Origin of the sequence: Nocardia amikacinitolerans NBRC 108937 (assembly GCF_001612615.1) — a bacterium.
Taxonomy (GTDB): Bacteria; Actinomycetota; Actinomycetes; order Mycobacteriales; family Mycobacteriaceae; genus Nocardia; species Nocardia amikacinitolerans.
Window position 1 is genome coordinate 288,958 of the sequence record NZ_BDAU01000019.1, and the last position, 15,979, is coordinate 304,936.

16 protein-coding genes and 1 tRNA gene are annotated in these 15,979 nt (G+C 67.6%); 8 read left to right on the top strand and 9 right to left on the bottom strand.

Annotated features, from left to right (window positions below; genetic code table 11):
• The first annotated feature begins 157 nt into the window (after nt 1-157).
• The 3 genes from NAM01S_RS16605 (at nt 158) to NAM01S_RS16615 (ending at nt 2,563) form a co-directional block, all read left to right on the top strand.
• Entirely contained in the window at nt 158-1,078 is a 921-nt protein-coding gene (locus tag NAM01S_RS16605; RefSeq protein ID WP_067786106.1) for an alpha/beta hydrolase, read from the top strand.
• Nucleotides 1,079-1,240: 162 nt separating this feature from the next.
• Complete coding sequence (locus NAM01S_RS16610; RefSeq protein ID WP_157107759.1) at nt 1,241-1,846, top strand: hypothetical protein; 606 nt, start codon at nt 1,241-1,243, stop codon at nt 1,844-1,846.
• A 123-nt stretch (nt 1,847-1,969) separates the two neighbouring features.
• Nucleotides 1,970-2,563, top strand: coding sequence for a hypothetical protein (locus tag NAM01S_RS16615; RefSeq protein ID WP_157107760.1), 594 nt, complete (start codon nt 1,970-1,972; stop codon nt 2,561-2,563).
• 652 nt (nt 2,564-3,215) lie between these two features.
• Here NAM01S_RS16615 and NAM01S_RS16620 read toward each other — a convergent pair.
• Nucleotides 3,216-3,289 (bottom strand) — tRNA-Ile (locus NAM01S_RS16620).
• Nucleotides 3,290-3,464: 175 nt separating this feature from the next.
• Between NAM01S_RS16620 and NAM01S_RS16625 the strand changes: the two genes are divergently transcribed.
• Nucleotides 3,465-3,896 (top strand): nitroreductase family deazaflavin-dependent oxidoreductase, encoded by a 432-nt coding sequence (locus NAM01S_RS16625; RefSeq protein ID WP_067786112.1) that lies wholly within the window; start codon nt 3,465-3,467, stop codon nt 3,894-3,896.
• Nucleotides 3,897-3,900: 4 nt separating this feature from the next.
• Here the strand turns inward: NAM01S_RS16625 and NAM01S_RS35050 are convergent, their stop codons facing one another.
• Entirely contained in the window at nt 3,901-4,053 is a 153-nt protein-coding gene (locus NAM01S_RS35050) for a hypothetical protein (protein ID WP_157107761.1), read from the bottom strand.
• Nucleotides 4,054-4,103: 50 nt separating this feature from the next.
• The gene (locus tag NAM01S_RS16630) at nt 4,104-5,102 is read right to left on the bottom strand and encodes a zinc-binding dehydrogenase (protein WP_067786114.1); all 999 of its coding nucleotides are present in this window, start codon (nt 5,100-5,102) and stop codon (nt 4,104-4,106) included.
• A 497-nt stretch (nt 5,103-5,599) separates the two neighbouring features.
• Here NAM01S_RS16630 and NAM01S_RS16635 point away from each other — a divergent pair, with 497 nt between their 5' ends.
• Nucleotides 5,600-6,127, top strand: a complete 528-nt coding sequence (locus tag NAM01S_RS16635; RefSeq protein WP_084482994.1) for a UCP032817 domain-containing protein — start codon at nt 5,600-5,602, stop codon at nt 6,125-6,127.
• Here NAM01S_RS16635 and NAM01S_RS16640 read toward each other — a convergent pair.
• Genes NAM01S_RS16640 through NAM01S_RS16650 form a run of 3 tightly spaced genes read right to left on the bottom strand, consistent with a single transcriptional unit; the run spans nt 6,120 to nt 9,929 of the window.
• Nucleotides 6,120-7,892: an SDR family oxidoreductase gene (locus tag NAM01S_RS16640; protein ID WP_067786118.1), complete on the bottom strand. Its 1,773-nt coding sequence runs from the start codon at nt 7,890-7,892 to the stop codon at nt 6,120-6,122. The genes NAM01S_RS16635 and NAM01S_RS16640 overlap by 8 nt on opposite strands.
• Nucleotides 7,893-7,923: 31 nt before the next feature.
• The gene (locus NAM01S_RS16645) at nt 7,924-9,030 is read right to left on the bottom strand and encodes a PDR/VanB family oxidoreductase (protein ID WP_084482995.1); all 1,107 of its coding nucleotides are present in this window, start codon (nt 9,028-9,030) and stop codon (nt 7,924-7,926) included.
• Nucleotides 9,027-9,929, bottom strand: coding sequence for a metal-dependent hydrolase (locus tag NAM01S_RS16650; RefSeq protein ID WP_067786124.1), 903 nt, complete (start codon nt 9,927-9,929; stop codon nt 9,027-9,029). Before NAM01S_RS16650 ends, NAM01S_RS16645 begins: the two co-directional genes overlap by 4 nt.
• Before the next feature lie 276 nt (nt 9,930-10,205).
• On the opposite strand from NAM01S_RS16650, the gene NAM01S_RS16655 reads away from it, so the two are divergent.
• A complete protein-coding gene (locus NAM01S_RS16655; RefSeq protein ID WP_067786126.1) occupies nt 10,206-11,603 on the top strand; it encodes a WS/DGAT/MGAT family O-acyltransferase in 1,398 nt (465 codons plus the stop codon).
• Nucleotides 11,604-11,695: 92 nt separating this feature from the next.
• Here the strand turns inward: NAM01S_RS16655 and NAM01S_RS16660 are convergent, their stop codons facing one another.
• Entirely contained in the window at nt 11,696-12,583 is an 888-nt protein-coding gene (locus NAM01S_RS16660) for an alpha/beta fold hydrolase (protein WP_067786130.1), read from the bottom strand.
• Nucleotides 12,584-12,761: 178 nt separating this feature from the next.
• Between NAM01S_RS16660 and NAM01S_RS16665 the strand changes: the two genes are divergently transcribed.
• Complete coding sequence (locus NAM01S_RS16665) at nt 12,762-13,502, top strand: glucose 1-dehydrogenase (RefSeq protein ID WP_067786132.1); 741 nt, start codon at nt 12,762-12,764, stop codon at nt 13,500-13,502.
• Nucleotides 13,503-13,784: 282 nt separating this feature from the next.
• Here NAM01S_RS16665 and NAM01S_RS16670 read toward each other — a convergent pair whose 3' ends face one another.
• The gene (locus tag NAM01S_RS16670) at nt 13,785-14,414 is read right to left on the bottom strand and encodes a LysE/ArgO family amino acid transporter (RefSeq protein WP_067786134.1); all 630 of its coding nucleotides are present in this window, start codon (nt 14,412-14,414) and stop codon (nt 13,785-13,787) included.
• 68 nt (nt 14,415-14,482) lie between these two features.
• Between NAM01S_RS16670 and NAM01S_RS16675 the strand changes: the two genes are divergently transcribed.
• Nucleotides 14,483-15,367, top strand: coding sequence for a LysR family transcriptional regulator ArgP (locus NAM01S_RS16675; protein WP_067786137.1), 885 nt, complete (start codon nt 14,483-14,485; stop codon nt 15,365-15,367).
• A 1-nt stretch (nt 15,368) separates the two neighbouring features.
• On the opposite strand, the gene NAM01S_RS16680 is transcribed toward NAM01S_RS16675, so the two are convergent.
• Nucleotides 15,369-15,979: PaaI family thioesterase (locus tag NAM01S_RS16680; RefSeq protein WP_218018409.1), on the bottom strand; the 611-nt coding region annotated here is incomplete at its 5' end.

Here is a 15,979-nt window from a genome sequence, read left to right on the forward strand (position 1 = left end):
GCCAGCACGATGATTGGTTGTTTGAGATCGGTCGCGGCACCTGGTTGCATCCTCCTCATCAATGTGCGTCGTGCGGAAACGCAAGTGCGCTACGGCTTTCGGCGGTGCCAGTTACCAACCCACTCCACACTGCACGCGCCCGCGAACGGGAGGAAACATGGAGATCGGACTGAAGCGGCTTATCGGCGAGGGGCTCGACACTTACGTCGAGGAGAGCCGACAGTTCAACGCAGCCTCGAAAGCTGTCGCGGGCCCAGCCACTGTCGAGGAGCTACATCAGGCCAGAGAACGGCAGGCCAGGTCTCTGACGCCGTTGGACAGCAGGGCGACCCAGCACACCGCCGAAGTCGGCGGGCGTCGAGTCCCGGTGCGGATCACCGTGCCCCGGGAAACCGAGATCCGGGGCGCCTACCTCGACATCCACTCCGGCGGCTTCTATCTCGGATCAGCAGCGAGTGGGGATGCCCGCAATGCTCGTCTGGCCGACGCTCTCGGCGTGGCCGTGGTGAGCGTCGACTATCGATTGGCGCCCGAGCATCCATGGCCCGCCGCTCCCGACGACTGCGAAACCGCCGCGCTATGGCTCCTGGATCAGGCGGAGTCGTTTTTCGGGACAACGGAATTGGTGATCGGCGGAGCATCGGCGGGGTCCACTCTGGCCATGACCACCTTGCTGCGGCTACGAGACAAAGGCCTGGCCGATCCGTTCGTCGGTGCCGTTCTACAGTTCGGCGCCTACGACCTCAGCGGCCGAACTCCGGGCGGCAGACTGTACGCCGACGAGTACTTCATCGAGGCATACGTCGGCCACGTCGCCGACCGAACCGACCCCGATATTTCACCCCTCTACGGCGACCTCGCCGACCTACCGCCGACCCTGCTGTTGGTAGGAGGTCTCGATATCCTCCTCGAGGACAACCTGGCCATGGCCGCCCGACTCTCCGCCGCGGGAAACGACGTGGACATCCGCGTCTACCCCGAGTCCACCCACGCATTCACCCACCGCCCGACCGGCATGGCCGCCGCCGCCCTTCGGGACGCCGAATCGTGGATCGCGGACCGTCTATCAGCCGCCTGAATCCGGTGGCTGCCTTCACCCAGGATGCCTCACGCAATTTCTCGGTGAATTACCTTCGCTAGCAAACGAATTAACGCGCACCGGGCTGGAAACAAAATCGTCCGTCCACGCGATGAGGGGTGAGATGATCGAGTTGCCCGATTGCTACGGAGGAGGCAGGGCGTGATCGATGGAATGGTGATCGCCGGATATCTCGCGGGGGCGCTCGGAGCCGCAGGCGGCCGGTGGGTGGACGGGCACCTCGACCGGATCCTCACCGCTCTGACCGACACGGTGCGCCGCAAGCTGGGCCGAGCACCGCTCGACGACCTCGCCGAAAACCCGGACAGCGTCGCGGCACATCGTCGCGTGGCCGCCTCGATCGAACGCGCGGCAGCCACCGACACGCAGTTCGCCCGGGAACTCGCCGACCTGCAAAGCCAACTCGACCGGCGCGAGGGACCCAACAGCGTGATCCTGACCGGCGGCGGTAGCCAGACCGTCGCCGGCTACGGCCACGGCCACACCGCGGGCAGAGACAACATCATTTCCGACTACTACGCCCCGCAACCCGACGACCTGTCCGGCGCGCCGACGTGGACGAAAGTCTGCCTCTGGGTCGGCGGCGCGATCGCCGTATTCGGGTGGGCGATCATGATGATCGCCATCAGCCAACACAATGCACCGAGCACCCCCGGCGTCGCATTCGCAATATTCGCCGCGGGAGGAATTCTCATGGGCGCAGGCGAACTCGGAGCGCGAACCTCGACTCCCCGGCGCCGCCGATAATGTCGTAGCTACGGGCATCCGATTACCACCGAGGCATTCCGACAACAGCCTGCGAAGGCTCGGCTCGATCGTCGCCTGCGTCCCGCGGCATGATTCTGCACGGGCGTACGAGAGTATGTGCGGGTGGAGCTTGATCAAATCAGAACACGCGTCGGTGACCTCGCAGCCAGGTTCGATGTGCAGGCACTCGAGGTCGAGCTCGGGAAGGTACCGGAGGCGCTGCCGGAAGGTGCCAAGGTGCGGATTCAGAAGGGTCAGCCGATTCTGGTCGTCGGGCCCACCTTCGCCGACCACTCGCGAGCTGAGCAGGACTATATGGTCACCGGTATCTTGCTGGCTATGGACCTCGTCATGAGACGACGTCTCCTGTTCTCCTACGCCGTTTCGCTTTCCTTGGCACTGCCACTCGGGTTCGCCAGTGGTGGTGCGATAGCGAGCGGCATACCCGCGTGGTTGGTGGTTCCCGCGTCCATGGCGGTGTGGGTGACCTGCTATGTGGCAGCGCATATGGTGAGACTTCGACGCTTTGCCTACCGGGTGGACCGCAGGATGGTCGAGGAGATGGGTCGGCCACTCATGGATACGATGCTCGACTTCGACCGCCGGATGCGGGACCGTCGGCCGGGTCTCCTCGGCCGCCTTTTGAAGCTGTCTTCGGCAAGCCCCTCGCAACGGGCGAAACGTCTGGACGCCATCCCCGTAGCGACCATCAGGTAAGCGCGGCGGGCCTGCTCGAGGAGTAAAGGCTCTCCGTGCACTCAGGCCGGTTGTGCGGCCGAAATCCCTTAGTAGCAGGCAAGTTCCTGGAGTCAGCTCGGCGTGCGGGCGAGTCGCCCACAGATCGGACAGGTTTCGATGGTCACCCACTCCGGAGCTTCCACGCCGGGCGAGATCATCGGTGTCACGGGTTTCCAATGGACGCGCACGTGGCGGCGCAAGTCGGTCGATTCCAACCGCCCGCGGCCGCCGCGAGCGGCCAGTTCGACGTCGGCATCGCGGCGGCCCCATCGAAGAAGTCACTCGACGGCACTCCGTACAAACCCGCGTAGGACCAGACACCCCGGATCGTCACGACGCCTTAGCCTTCGGACGAACGAGTGACACGGGATTGCCACTACCGGCTGAACGTAAACCGGGGCGGGACTGGCGCCGAACGACGGGCCGCACCGGGAGCAAACGCACCTGCATCCGGCACCAGGGACTCACGAAGGTCGAGGTGCTGAAACGGGCGCTGTTCGCCGCAGAAGTCCAGGAGGAGCTTCAGCGGGCACCCGTACCCAGCCGACCGCCGAAATCTATGGCTGTCGGGAACCGACCGGGACGAACGCACAGCGAAGAGGCGAACGTTTCCGCTGGTAGAGGGGGTTTGTGGGGCGGGCGGGGCTCGAACCCGCGACCAATGGATTATGAGTCCACGGCTCTAACCGACTGAGCTACCGCCCCGCATGCGCGGTGGAACCGCGACTGTCAAGGATGCTACCGGGCTCGAAGGGGCGGGCACCAGTTGACTCCCCGCTCCCGCGACGCTGTTGTGAGGACGTGCGGTCTGTCGGCCGAGTCGGGCTGGGGAGGTCGTTTAGGGTGGGTCCGATACCGGAAACTTACTGGAGGGTCAGATATGGCCAGTGTGTTCGCGAATGTGCTGCGGGTTCATCAGTTGGTGTATGAGAAGAGCGATGGCCTGATCGGCCACAAGCTGCTGTTCGGGAATCCGACCCTGCTGTTGCGGACGGTGGGGCGCAAGACCGGGCAGCAGCGTACTTCGGCGCTGACCTACGGGCGCGACGGCGAGGCGTACCTGGTGACCGCGTCGAACGGCGGCTCGCCGCGTCCGCCGGGGTGGCTGGCGAACGTTAAGGCGGCGCCCGAGTGCGAGATCCAGGTGGGGCGGCGCAGGATGAAAGTGGTTGCGCGAGCGACGTATCCGGACGATCCGGACTACGCACGACGTTGGGCGATAGTCGACGAGGTGAATCAGGGCCGCTACAGCGCCTATCAGAAAATGACCAAGCGGCCCATCGCGGTGGTGGTGCTGACGCAGGCGAGGTGAGCCGTCAGTCGTCGCCGTCTCCCCAGCGCCCCTTGTCCACCGGCACGCTGTCGTCCCACCGACTCTCCATTCTCGGTGGGCGACTTGCGAATTGGACGACGGCGAAAACGAGGAAGAGGACGACGACGACGACACCGACGACGATCAGAGTTTGCACGGGGGCACCCTAGCGCTGTCTCAGACCGATCGCACGCACTGCCTGACAAGTCACAAAGTAAGCAGCGTTCGACCGAGAGATTTCCTCAATTCGATTGCGGCATGGGCTCGGTCGGCGTGTTCGAGCGGGAACGTCTGTCCGATCACGACCTCGATGTCACCGGCGGCGACAGCGTCTTGGATACCCCGCGCGAGGGCGTTCCAATCCGTGTCGGCGCCGGTGATGTCGAACAGGCCGAGCACCGCGATGTCGCGCGCGGCCAATCCGTCCTTGTCGAGCTCGGCGAAATCGCCCGCCGCGGCGCCGTATCCGAGGAATCGGCCGTGGTCGGCGATGGCTGCGGTGGCCGCCTCGCCGAGGTCGCCGCCCGCTCCGTCGAGCACGACGTTCACCCCGTCCCCGCCGGTCGCGGCGCGCACCTTGGCGGCCCAGTCCGGCTCGGAGTAGTCGATGACGACGTGCGCGCCGAGCCGTTCGGCGAGTTCGAGCTTGGCACGGCCGCGAGCCGCCGCGACGACGTGTGCCCCTGCGGAGCGGGCCAATTGGATGAGCAGCGTGCCGAGCCCGCCGCCCGCCGCAGTGACGAGAACCCACTCCCCCGGCTGGATCGCGGCCCGGTCGAACACGGCGAGCGCGGTCCTGCCGTCGTGGGTGAGCGCGACCGCCTGGTTCAGCGAAAGCCCTTCCGGCACTTCGATGAGCGTCTCGGCTTTGGCCAGTGCCTTCTCGGCATAGCCGCCGATGGGCTGACCGACGCCGCCGATGCTGCTCGCGGCGGTGCTGGTGGCGACGCGTTTGCCGAGCCACGCCGGATCGACCTCGGCGCCGACCTCGACGACCACGCCCGCGACCGCGCCGCCCGGCACGTAAGGGGTTTCGATGTCGAAGTATTCGCGTCCCCACCCACCGCGCAGCCGAGTGTCGAGGAACATCACGTCGGCCGCCGCGACCTGCACGACCACCTGTCCGGGACCCGGTGTCGGATCCGGGATTTCGCGCACCGCGAGCACCTCTGGTCCACCGAATTCCATTGCCTGCACTACCCGCATCACTGATCTCCCTGTCTCGTGGGGCAGTGCCCAGCATGAAACCTGAAGTTCAGTAGAGGTCAAGCGCTGCGAGTCGGATCACTCGCGAGCGGGCAGGACATCGGGCTCAGGAACCCCCACCGCAGCTACTGCCACCACCGCCGCCGCAACTGCTGCTGCTCCCGCCGCCACAGCTACTGCTGCTGCCCCCGCCGGACCCGCTGTCGCCGCCGCTGCCGCCCGAACATCCGCTTCCGGAGTCCCAGGCTCCGCCCGCACCGCAGCCGCTGCCGTGGTGGCGGTGGTGGTGCCCCGCTCCAGCGCCGCCCGCGAACCACGGTCCCGAAGCATGGTTCGGCCCCCAGCCGGGCTGCCGCGGCGGCCTGTTCGCGGCCTTGACCAGAACCACCACGAACGCGACGACCGCGAACAGGATCAGTAGAACCATGACGAGCAGAAACAGAACAAGAAGAGCCCTCATGCCGGAATGGTAGCGGCGCGCCGCCGTACAGTGAATCGTGCAGTTTTTCCGTTCCCGACAGCGCCTCCGCCGCCAGGTCGACCTGCGCGACGTCGAGGAGGCGGTGGCCGCGCTGGAACTCACCGAGGCCGTCTTCAAGACGTGCCCATGGCAGCCGCGCGAGCTGGTGGAGACCGGCCTGCGCCAGTGGCTGCGCTGCTGCGGCGCGGCGATGCGCGACGGCCAGGTCATCGGCATGCCCTCGCACGCGGTGGACGAGGCGTGGCACGGGCTGATCCTGTGCACGCAGCGCTACGCCGCGTTCTGCACGGCCGCCTACGGCCGGTTCCTGCACCACTACCCGGACGGGGACGGTCCCGCCGAACCCGCCGCGCACGGTTCGATGGCCGAGCAGCTCGGCCGCACGGTGGTGGCGTGGTCGATGGTCGCGCGACCCGGTGAGACCTGCGTGCTGTGGGATCTCGACAGCAAGGTCGGGGTCGCCGAACCGTGGGGCATCGACGCCCGGCGCGTGGCGGCGATCGAGGCCGAACTGCACCGGGCGTCGACGGGCCCCGCTAAGTGAGCTTCACCCGCGCCGCGAAGAACCGCACCACCGCGGGCGCGAAGCGGCTGAACTGGTACTGCAACCGCGCCTCCGGGGTGACCGGCACGATGCTGCGGTTGCGCCGGACGGCCCGCACGATCTGATCGGCGACCTTGTCGGGCGTGTAGCGGCGCCTGCGGTACAAATCGTCGTACTTGGCCTGCTTGCGCTTCTCCTCCTCGGCGCTGACGCCCGAGAAGGTGGTGGTGGCAACGATATTGGTGTGCACGATGCCCGGGCAGATGGTGTGCACGGAGATGCCGCGGCCCGCCAGCTCGGCGCGCAGGCAGTCGGAGAACATGAACACCGCCGACTTGCTGGTGGAGTACGCGCTGAATCCCTGCTGCGGACTGTAGGCCGCCATGCTGGACAGGTTGACGATGTGTCCGCCCAAGCCGCGCTCGGCCATGGCGGCGCCGAAGGCGCGACAGCCGTTGACCACGCCGCCGAGGTTGATCCGCAGTACCCGATCGAACTCCGCCGACGGCGTCTCGAAGAACCCGCCCGCCTGGCCGATGCCCGCGTTGTTGATCAGGATGTCGGGCACGCCGTGCGCGGCGAACACCTCGGCCGCGTGCGCGGTGACCTCGGCTTCGTCCGAGACGTCGAGCCGATAGGCATGCGCCACACCACCTTCCGCGGCGATCAGCTCCGCGGTCTGCTTGGCTGCGTCCAGATTGATGTCGGAGAGCACGATTTCGGCGCCGAGGCGGGCGAACGCCAGCGCGGTCTCCCGGCCGATGCCGCTGCCGCCGCCGGTGATCACCACCAGCTGGTCGTCGAATTCCTTTCGGGTCCGGTCGGTTTCCGCGCGTCGCAGGCCGCGCGGCACCGCGCCGCCGTCGAGGGTGTCGATCAGCTCGGTGGTGGCGGTGGCCAGTAGTTCGGGGTGCGAGAACGGCATCCAGTGCCCGGCGGGCACGTCGCGCCGCCACAGCCGCGAGACCCACTTGCGCTCGTCGTCGTAGCCCGCGGGCCGCACCGCGACGTCACGACCCGCCACGATCAGCTGAACCGGCACCTCGGTGCGCCGCTCGCGCGGGGCGAGCAGCCGCGGCACGATGTTCGCGCGATAGATGCGCAGGCCGTCGACGATGTCGCGCCGGAAGGTCGGCGCCAGGGTGACGTTCGACGCCGGGGTCTCGTTCATGAGGGAAACGACGCGCTGCCAACGTTCTTCGGTGCCGAGCGCGGTGAAAGCGGCTCGCGGCAGTACCGGCGTCATGAAGAACGCGGTGTAGGCCGAGGACAGCAGCTGGGTGAAGGGCTGCCAGACGTTGCGCGGGGTGGGCCGGGACAGCTTGGCGCGCACCCACTTTCCGAGGTGGTCCAGGTTCGGCCCGGACACGGAGGTGAACGAGGCGATACGGTCGGCGGCGGCCGGTTCGCACACCGCCTCCCACACCTGCACCGAACCCCAGTCGTGCGCGAGGACGTGCACCGGTGCTTCCGGGCTCACCGCGTCGGCGACGGCGTAGAAGTCGGCGGCGAGCGCCTCGAGCCGGAAGTCGGCGGTGCGCCGGGTGCGGGTGGACCGGCCGTGCCCTCGGGTGTCGTATGTGACGACGTGGAACCGCGGCGTCAGCAGCGGCACCACGGCGTCCCAGAGGTGGTGGGTGTCCGGCCAGCCGTGCACGAGCACCACGGTCGGGTTGGCGGGATCGCCGTATTCGTAGACAGCGAGGTCGAATTCACCGCTGCGCACGATCCGCTCGGTCGCCGCCGAGTCGATATCCGTCGTCATCGACGTCTCCTTGTTGGTCGGAGGGCCTTCACTACAGGTCGAGCACGAGACGGCCACCGTCGCAGCGCGATACGCAGGCCAGCATGTCGCCGTCCGCGCGTTCGTCCTCGGTGAGCACAGTGTCGCGATGATCCGGCTCGCCGGCCAGCACGCGGACCTTGCAGGTCCGGCAGAAGCCCTGGCGACACGAATACGGTTGGTCGGGACGGGATTTCAGCAGTGTGGCAAGCGCGGACTCGTCGGCGGGCACTTGGAGCACCGCACCGGTGGAGGCGAGCTGGATCTCGAACGGCCGCCCGTTCACGATCGGCGGCGGCGAGAAGCGCTCGGAATGCAGTTCCACGCCGCGCATTCGGCGCACCGCTTCGGCGACGGTGGTCGTCATCGGCACGGGGCCGCAGCAGTAGACCGCGGTGCCGGTGGTCACGCCGGGCAGCAGCGCGGCCGCGTCCGGCAGACCGTGTTCGTCGTCGGTGCGCACGGTGACCCGGTCGCCGAACGTCTCGATCTCGTCGAGGAACGGGATGGTCTCGCGGCTGCGGCCGACGTAGACCATGGACCAGTCCAGGCCGAGCCGCATCGCCAGCCGCGCCATCGGCAGGATCGGGGTGATCCCGATGCCGCCCGCGACGAAGTGCAGGTGCACCGAGGGTGAGCCGTAACCGGGCACCGCGAACGGAAAGGCGTTGCGCGGCCCGCGCACCACGATCGGCGAGCCGACCGGCAGCGCGTCGTGTACCTCCAACGAACCGCCGCCGCCCTCCGGGATGCGGCGCACCGCGACACGGTAGGCGCGGGTGTCGGCGGGGTCGCCGCACAGCGAGTACTGCCGCAACCTGCCGGACGGCAGCTCCAGATCCAGGTGCGCACCCGGCCGCCACGCGGGCAGTTCGCGCCCGTCCGGCGCCTCGAGCCGCAGGCTCACCACGTCCTGGTCGTGCGCTTCGACCCGGCGCTCGGTGACGACGAGCGCGAGCCTTCGGTCGTCGACCTTCGGGCGCAGATCCCGCCGGTTGACCAGCGTTGCCCAGCGCAACCGGGCCGAGGCGAGAGCGTCGAAGACCCGCACCGTCCGGTCCCGATCGCGCTTGCCGAACAGGTCGGCGGGCAGCTGCTCGGGGACGACCCTGGGACTCACGAGGCGACCGCGCGCGCCGCGGGCGAGGCGGCCAGGTACGCCACCGCCTGCGCGGTGGAGCCGACCGTCTCCGGGTTATAGCCGGGCTTGAAGGTGGACAGCGCGCTCCACAGCAGCGAAGGCACGCCGGGCAGGGAGCCCCGCCACATGGCGCCGAGAACCCGCTTGATCAGGCGCGGATAGCCGAGATCGGGCAGCGTGGCGTCCTGCTGCACCATGAACTTGGTGCCGCGCACGACCAGCGAGATGAAGATCGGGAACACCAGCACCATCAGCGCCGACCTGCGGACGTATCCCGCGCCGAAGTACACCGCGACGTCGTGGGCGACATGCCGGTGCTCCACTTCCTCCGCGCCGTGCCAGCGGAAGAGGTCGGCCATCCGCGGGTCCGCGCCGAACTTCTCCAGATCGGCGTTGAGCACCCAGTCACCGAGAAAAGCGAAGAAGTGCTCGAGGCACGCGATGAACGCCAGCCGCTCGACCATGATCTGGCGCTGCGCGATGCCCTCGGCGTCCTTGGGCCCGAGCGTCTTGCGGAACAGGTATTCGGCTTGCCGCACATAGGGAGTCGGGTCGATGCCGTTGGCCGCGAGCACCTCGTGCAGCACCTTGTCGTGGGTCTCGGCGTGCATCGATTCCTGACCGATGAAGCCGAGCATGGCCTCGCGCAGCTTCGCGTCCTTGACGTAGGGCAACGCCTCGGCATACGCGGCGCAGAACATGCGCTCGCCCTCGGGCAGCAGCAGATTCAGCGAATTGATCAGATGCGAGGCGATCGGCTCCTCCGGCATCCAGTGCAGCGGAGTGTCGGACCAGTCGAACTGGACATTGCGTGCGTTGAGGGCCACCTCGCCCGGGTCGGTTTCCGGGCGCCGGTGAGCCCTGCGAAGTAGCTTCATCGGTACTCCTCGATCCTCATACGTGCACCTCAGCGGGCGAATCGGCACAGCGGTGCGCCGGTTCCTGCGCTGGTGTAGCAACGATCATACACATATATGGAACTAGCGGTAACACACATGAGAGTCACCGATCGGACTCGAACCCGATACGACGGGCTATCCCACGGCATTCATCCGATGAATCCCGTTATCCAGGTTGACAATAGAGCCCACCACTGTGAGCGATCTCCCCCGGATCCGGCCCAAAATTAGAACACGTTCTAGTAGGCTTTCGCTATGGAACGTTTAACCGGATTGGATGCCAGTTTCCTCTACCTCGAGACCGGGACCCAGCATCTGCACGTGTGCGCGCTGCTCATCCTCGACCCGACCGCGGACGGCGTGCGGTACTCCTTCGACTCCTTCAAGGCCGAACTCGGTCGCCGGGTGCCCCTGATTCCGCAGATGCGGCGGCGATTGCACGAGGTGCCGTTCAACCTGGACCATCCGGTCTGGGTGGAGGACCCCGACTTCGATCTCGACTACCACATCCGCCGCATCGGCATCCCGAGTCCGGGCGGCAGGCGCGAACTGGCCGAACTGGTCGGCGACATCGCCAGCAGGCCGATGGACCGCGACCGCCCACTGTGGCAGATGAACGTCGTCGAGGGCATCGACGGCGACAAGGTCGCGGTGATCTGCAAGTACCACCACGCCGCCGTGGACGGCATCACCGGCACCAACATGATGATGCACCTGTGCGACATGGAACCGGGCGTGACACGTCCGGAGCCGACCGACGAATGGAAGCCCGAGTCCGCGCCGAACGACTGGAAACTGTTGGCGGAGGCGGCCGTTCGATTGCCCGGCAGGGCGGGCATCGTCGGCATGCTGCCCAAGACCGTCGGCATGCTCGCCGGTTTCGCGCAGCGTCGGCGAAACAACCAGGCGGGCATGGCGATTCCGCTCACCGCGCCGCGCACACCGTTCAACAAGGCCATCACGCCGCATCGCACGGTCGCCTTCGCCGAGGCGGATCTGGCCGCCATCAAGGAGATCAAGACCGCGTTCGACGTGAAGGTCAACGACGTGGTACTGACCGTGGTCGGCGGCGTGCTGCGCGCCTATCTGGACAAGCACGGCGAACTGCCCGATCGCTCGCTCATCGCCTCGGTACCGGTGTCGGTGCACGAAGCCTCCCGGCACAAGGCCGGAATCAACAAGGTCTCCTCGCTGTTCTCCGAGCTCGGCACCGACATCGCCGACCCGGTCGAGCGACTGCGCAAGGTGGCCGCGGCGAACCGCGACGCCAAGGACGAGCACGATCTCATCGGCGCCGACTTCCTGCAGGACTGGTCACAGTACGCTCCGCCCAACACCTTTCAGCTCGCCGCGCGGGTCTACTCGTCGCTTAAGCTGGCCGAGCATCATCCGGTGGTGCACAACCTCGTCGTCTCGAACGTGCCGGGACCGCCGATGCCGCTGTACTTCCTCGGCGTGAAGGTGAACGCGATGTATCCGTTCGGTCCGGTATTCCACGGGGCCGGGCTCACCGTCACGGTGCTGTCCAACAACGGCGATCTCGATTTCGGGTTCATCGCCTGCAAGGAGCTCGTGCCGGATCTCAGCGCGATGGCCGATGCGGTGCCGGGCATCATCGACGAATTGCGTTCCGCGGCACACGAATCGCGGTGACGACGAAGTGCGCACTGAGTCACGCGCATAGGTGATCCCAGCCCGCCCTGTTCGCCACCGACGCCGAACAGGGTCGACCGCAGCGGGTTTCGCTACGTCCGCGCGGTGACCGACGCGCAGCCGTCCAGCAGTGCGGGAACGAAACGCTCCGCACCGAATACGCAGCCCGCATGTCCCACACCGGCGAGATGAATGGTCGCGCCGGGAATCATGGTCGCCATCTCCAGTTGCCGATAGACCGGAATCGCCCGGTCGCGGGTCGTGATGACCACCGCAGTCGGCGCCGTGATCGTGTCGAGCCAGGCGGACGCGTCGAAGCGCCCGACCTCCGCGATCACCTGGGCCAGCGCCCACCCGCTCGTACTGCGGAACTCACCCAGCGCCCACTTCTCGAAGCCGCCCGGCGGCCACGTGTGTTCCGGCAGCTCCGACAGTGTGCTCGCGAATTTGTCGATGCGCCGCAGCGAATACGGTCCGATGGCGTCGGCGAACGCGCCGAACGCCTGGTGGAACGCCTGCTCGCGCCACTTCTCCCGGAATCGGTACGGCGTCGCGCACAGGACCAGCCCGCCGACGCGGTCGGGATGCCGGTGCGTGGCCGTCAACGTCACCACCCCACCGAGCGAATAGCCCGCGCAGATCGGGCGCTCGACCTCCATCGCGTCGGCGACGGCGATCACGTCGTCGGCGCAGTCGTCCACCGAGAAGCGCGGGGATCGGATGCCACGGCCGTGCCAGCGCTGGTCGAACAGGATCACGCGGTACCGCTCGGCGAGCGCTTCCAGCGCCGGAAACCAGGTGAGGCAGGCGGTGCTCGCGGTGCCGTGCAGCAGGATGAGCGTGGGAGCCCCCTCGGGTCCCGGCATGTCGACCACGTAGGTGCGTCCCCGGCCGGGCAGGTCGACCAAGCGGCCGCCCGGCACCTCCGCGATGTCGGGGACGCCCGCGCGCCGGATCAAGCGTCGGAACCGGTTCGCCATCGTCGGCCTCCTCCGGGACGAGCCGTCACTGAAACAAGTTCTATTCGATGATGCCACACGGTTGTGCGGCTTCTCCGCTGTGCCATCGAGCCTTCGAGCCCTAACCACCCCGGAGTTATGTAACGTGTTCACGTCGGCTTCCGCCGGCGACTGTTCCGCGACGGACGGAGGTATCGCAATGGGGCGACTCACCGGCAAGGTGGCCTTGATCAGCGGCGGAGCCCGCGGCATGGGCGCCGCGCACGCCAGGAAATTCGTGGCCGAGGACGCGCGCGTGGTGCTCGGCGACATTCTCGACGACGAGGGCAAGGCGCTGGCCGAGGAGCTCGGCGACCACGCCGTCTACGTGCACCTCGACGTCCGGCAGAAGCAGGACTGGCAGGCCGCCGCCGACGAGGCCGTGCGGCGGTTCGGCGCGCTGAACGTGCTGGTGAACAATGCCGGGATCGTCAACGGGAACCTGCTGGTGGACTTCGCGCTGGAGGAGTGGCAGCGCATCGTCGACATCAACCTGACCGGCACGTTCCTGGGTATGCAGGCCGCGACCCCGGCGATGATCGAGGCGGGCGGGGGATCCATCGTCAACATTTCCTCCGTCGAGGGCATGCGCGGGAGCCCGGGTCTGCACGGGTACACGGCGACCAAGTTCGCGGTCCGCGGGCTCACGAAGTCGACGGCGCTCGAGTTGGCGCAGTACGGGATTCGGGTGAATTCGGTGCACCCCGGGTTGATCAGCACGCCGATGACCGAGGGGATTCCGGCGGACTTCCTGCAGATCCCGCTAGGGCGGGCGGCGGATCCGGCCGAGGTGTCGAACTTGGTGACGTATTTGGCGAGTGATGAGTCGTCGTATTCGACGGGGGCGGAGTTCGTCATCGACGGCGGGTTGACGGTTGGGGTGCCGCACAAGTCGTTCTAGGTTGCCGTTGTGCGGTGCACTGCGAGGCTCACCCGGCGGTAGTCACGACTCTGCGGGCACGGCGTTCCTCAGCGGCCCCATCGTCGGCCACGCGCCCGCAGAAAGTCGGCCGCTCCGATGGGCGCTCCGGCTGCGCACCCGCGGCGGCGCCAGCTGCACACTCAGGGGGTTACGCCTCGACGGCGCGATGGTTCTCACAGTAGACGGCATCGACTCGTTCGGCGGCAGTGAGGCTCTGGGAGAGGCGCGAGATCCCATGCAGTTCCGCGCTTTCCACGTATCTCAGCTCGAAAGCAGCAGTCCCGCGGCGAGGGTGAACATCACCAGCGCGATCGCCGAATCCAGGACCCGCCAGGCCGTCGGGCGGGCGAACAGCGGGCCGAGCAGGCGGGCACCGAAGCCGAGGGTGACGAACCAGAGGATGCTGGCGAGCATCGCGCCCGCGCCGAGGAACCAGCGGTCCGGCGGGGCGTAGGTGTTGGCGAAGGAGCCGAGCAGCAGGACCGTGTCCAGGTAGACGTGCGGGTTGAGCCAAGTCAGCGCCAGGCAGGTGAGGACGGTCGCGCCGAGTGCCACCGACGTGCCCGACCCGTCCGCGCTCAGCGTGCCGCCGGAGATCGCGCGCCGCGCAGCCAGCACGCCGTAGCCGATGAGGAACGCGGCGCCCGCGTAGCGCACCACCGTCACCACCGAGGGCAGCGACTCGACCAGCGCTCCGAAGCCCGCGATGCCCGCGGCGATCAGCACGATGTCCGACACCGCGCACACCGCGACCACCGCGGCGACGTGCTGTCCGCGCACACCCTGGCGCAGCACGAAGGCGTTCTGCGCGCCGATCGCCACGATCAGCGACAACCCGAAACCCAAACCGGAGATGGTGGCGAAACCCGCCGAGGCAACTGTCACGTCCATCGACGCTAAGACCGCGCCATCCAACCAGACAAGCTAAAGATTCTGAAGCAACATTACAGTTTCTAAATATGGATCTGCAGCTCGACCAGCTCAGGGCGCTCAACGCGGCGGTCACCGAGGGGACCTTCGAGGCGGCCGCGCGCAGTCTGCGGGTCACTCCGTCGGCGGTCAGCCAGCGCATCAAAGCACTCGAGGACGCCGCCGGTCGCATCCTGCTGCAACGCACGAAACCGGTACGCGCCACCGAATCCGGGCTCGCCGTGCTGCGCCTTGCCCGGCAGATCGACCTCCTCACCGGCGACACCGCCCGCGAGCTCGGCGACGCCGACCACCCCGTCGACCGCCCGATCCGCCTCCCCATCGCGGTGAACGCCGACTCGCTCGAGACGTGGGTGATGCCCGCACTCCGCGACGCGCCGCCCGGCGTGTGCTTCGAAATCCACCGCGAGGACGAGGAGCACACCACCGCCCTGCTGCGCGACGGCACCGTCATGGCGGCCATCACCGCCACCGCCAAGCCGGTGCAGGGCTGCAAGGTCGACAAGCTCGGCGCCATGCGGTATCGCCCGATGGCCAGCCCCGAGTTCGCCAGGACCTGGTTCGCCGACGGCCCCACCGCCAAGGCCTACGCCGCAGCGCCCGTCGTCCTGTTCGACCGCAAAGACGACCTCCAAGACCGCCACCTCCGCCGCCGCACTCGGCAGCCGATCGACCCGCCCCGCCACTACGTCCCCTCGTCCACCGCCTTCGGCACGGCCGTTCGCCTCGGCCTCGGCTGGGGGATGCTGCCGGACCTCCAGACCGCCGCCGACCCACCGACGAGTCTGGTTCCGATAGACGGAGATTCGTTCATCGACGTGCCGCTCTACTGGCAGCAGTGGAAGTTGCACTCCCCCGCGTTGAGCGCGATCGCCGGGGCGATCGCCGAAGCGGCTGCCGCGGCGCTGCGCTGACTCACCGAGAGTGCTTGCGCACGTATAGTTCTTGGCTCGTGCGCGCGACCAGCTCGCCGTCGGCGCCGACGAGCTCGGCGGAGTGGTTGGTGCGAGAGACGCCGTCCGCCTCCAGGTTTCCGCGGATCTTCGCCATGTCCTCGGGCGGCATCAACATCGTCACGCGCACCAGCCCGCGACCCGGCCGCACGAATTCCGTTGTGGCGGTGGTATTCCAGACGCGATAGCCATCCCCCAATTGCCAGAGGGCCATCAACCCGAAGAACGGGTCGGTCATCATGGACAGGATCCCGCCGAACGCCGCACCCGCGTGGTTCTTGTTCCACCCGCTCACCTTGTGCCGGACCGTGACACTGGACCAGTCGTCCGCCACATGCTCGATCCGGACCCCGCCCATGAGGAATACCGGGTAGGCGTTGGTCATCAACCGAAACTGTCGCGCCGACAGCTTCCGCAAGGTACTCGCCATGACCATGTGTTCCCCCTCAGCTGCGCGACCGCTGTCCGGCACAGTACCCCCGCCCAGCCGCAACCAAACTCGTTGCAGCTCTTCGCCTCCCGGTAGGCGCTGACGGATCGACGGGAGAGAAATGGTGGTTCCGGCGGCCTTGG